General features: G+C 73.8%; 2 protein-coding genes. Both read left to right on the plus strand.

From position 1 onward, the window contains the following. On the plus strand, nt 1-287 hold a 287-nt coding region (locus tag G5C65_RS35805; RefSeq protein ID WP_165303224.1), incomplete at its 5' end, for a hypothetical protein. A 187-nt stretch (nt 288-474) separates the two neighbouring features. Continuing rightward, on the plus strand, nt 475-1,605 hold the full coding sequence (locus G5C65_RS35810; protein ID WP_165303225.1) for a LacI family DNA-binding transcriptional regulator: 1,131 nt from the start codon (nt 475-477) through the stop codon (nt 1,603-1,605). The last annotated feature ends 641 nt before the right edge of the window (nt 1,606-2,246 follow it).

The raw sequence follows: 2,246 nt of genomic DNA on the forward strand, positions 1-2,246 counted from the left end.
CGCCCGCCGTGGCCGGCCTGGCCGCCGTGCTCGTCCTGCCCGCCCTGCGCGCCCTGCGCGCCGTGCTCGCCGTGCTCGCCCTGCTCAGTCACCGCTCGTCCTCCTCGCTCCTCGCCCGGCCCGGCCGGGACCGGCACCGCCCGTCGGCGGATGCCGCTCACCGAATACCGCTCACCATAAGAGGATTCCCCCGCCCGGCGTACGGGCCGGGAGGGGATCCCGCGCCGTACGCCCTCGCGCTGGTGGCGGGCGCGGTGGCGCGCATCGCCCGTGAAGGTGAGTTGTGACGTCTTCGCGACCTCGTGGATACCCCGTAAGCAACCGCTGTCACCTGTGCCGACTCCGCAGGCCACCGCGGTCGCGACCCGACATTCCAAGGTCGCCGCCGGGTGTCGCTCATGCAGAATCGTGCCTTCCCCATCTTGTGGTGAGGCCCCCTCGCCCAGGGGTCTGCGGGCCTACGATCGGGTCGCCATGACAGCAGCAGAGAAGCATCAGGTGAGCCGGAAGTCCGCCCGCCCGCCCCGTGGCGGCTCCCGGCTGAACGGGCGGGCCGGGATCAGGGATGTCGCCGCCGCGGCCGGTGTCTCCATCACAACTGTCTCCGACGCGCTCAACGGCAAGGGGAGGCTGCCGGACGCCACCCGGCGGCATGTGCGCGAGGTGGCGGAGCGGCTGGGATACCGCCCGTCGGCCGCGGCGCGCACGCTCCGCACCGGCAAATCAGGACTCATCGGCCTCACGGTCACCACGTACGGCGAAGAACCGTTCACCTTCACGGAGTTCGCCTACTTCGCCGAGATGGCGCGCGCCGCCACCTCGGCGGCCCTCGCCCGCGGCTACGCCCTGGTGATCCTGCCCGCACCCGCCCGGCACAGCCCCTTCGACGTCTGGTCCAACGTCGCCCTGGACGGCACCGTCGTCATCGACCCCTCCGACCAGGACCCGGTCGTCAGCGAGCTGGTCCGCTCCGGGCTGCCGGTCGTCTCGGACGGCCGCCCCAGCGGCTCCCTCCCGGTCACGGCCTGGGTGGACAACGACCACGAGGAGGCCGTCACCGGGCTCCTCGACCACCTCGCGGAGTCCGGGGCCCGCCGTATCGGGCTGCTCACGGGCACCAGCACCGACACCTACACCCGGCTGTCCACCACCGCCTATCTGGAGTGGTGCGAGCGCGTCGGCCAGGACCCGGTGTACGAGACGTATCCGGCGCACGACCCCTGCGCGGGGGCCATCGCCGCGGACCGGCTGCTCGCCAGACCGGACCGCCCGGACGCGGTGTACGGCCTGTTCGACCCCAACGGCACCGACCTGCTGGCCGCCGCGCGGCGGTACGGGCTGCGCGTCCCCGAGGACCTGCTGCTGGTGTGCTGCAGCGAGTCGACCGTGTACGCCACCACCGAACCGCCCATCACCACGCTCTCCCTCAAGCCCGGCCGGATCGGCAACACCGTGATCCAGCTCCTCATCGACACCATCGAGGGCATCGGCCCCACCCGCCCGGTCCAGCAGGTGATGCCGACCGACCTGATCGTACGGACCTCGTCGCAGCGCCGCGGCACCCGCACCACCGTGAGCGCGCCGCGCGCCCCCGCGTCCGACTGACCATCCACGGACCACATCCCCGGACCATCCGGTCGACCACGGGAAACGTACGGGGTACGACCCCGGAGAATTCAGGAGGAATTCACACCCCGTCGGCTCACCTCGCCACATGCGGGACCCCAGGTGCGTCACAAGCCGCGACCAGCGTTCCTATGATGGGCGGACGACACCGGGGACCGGCTCCCGACCAGCGGGACGCCCCCGCCGTACGACCAGCGCGCTGCCGCTGCTCGCGGGCCGCCCGGCCCGAGGCGAGGGAGGAGGTCTACGGTGGACGGCTGCGGCGCGAAGGTGGAGGGGTCGATGACTCAGGGGGCCGGTCAGGGACCCGACGTATGGCACGGCGGCACGACCGCACACACGAACGGGCCGGGTACGCCCGAGTCCGCATCTGTCCCGGAGGCCACGCCTGCCCCGGAGACCCCGCCGGCACCCGCGTCCGGTCCGGGTACCGGCACCGGGGTCGGGACCGGGACCGGCACCGGGGTCGACTCCGGCGTGGCGTCCGGTTCTCCGGCTCCGCCCGGCCCGCCGGGACCGGCGGACCCGACCGGCTCCGTGCCCGCCCCTGGCGCGGTACCCGCGCCGCTGCGGGCGCCCGGCGCCACGTCCGCGTCCGGGCCCGGGGCGGCCCCCGGTAC

This window comes from Streptomyces boncukensis (assembly GCF_011045075.1).
GTDB classification, from domain to species: domain Bacteria; phylum Actinomycetota; class Actinomycetes; order Streptomycetales; family Streptomycetaceae; genus Streptomyces; species Streptomyces boncukensis.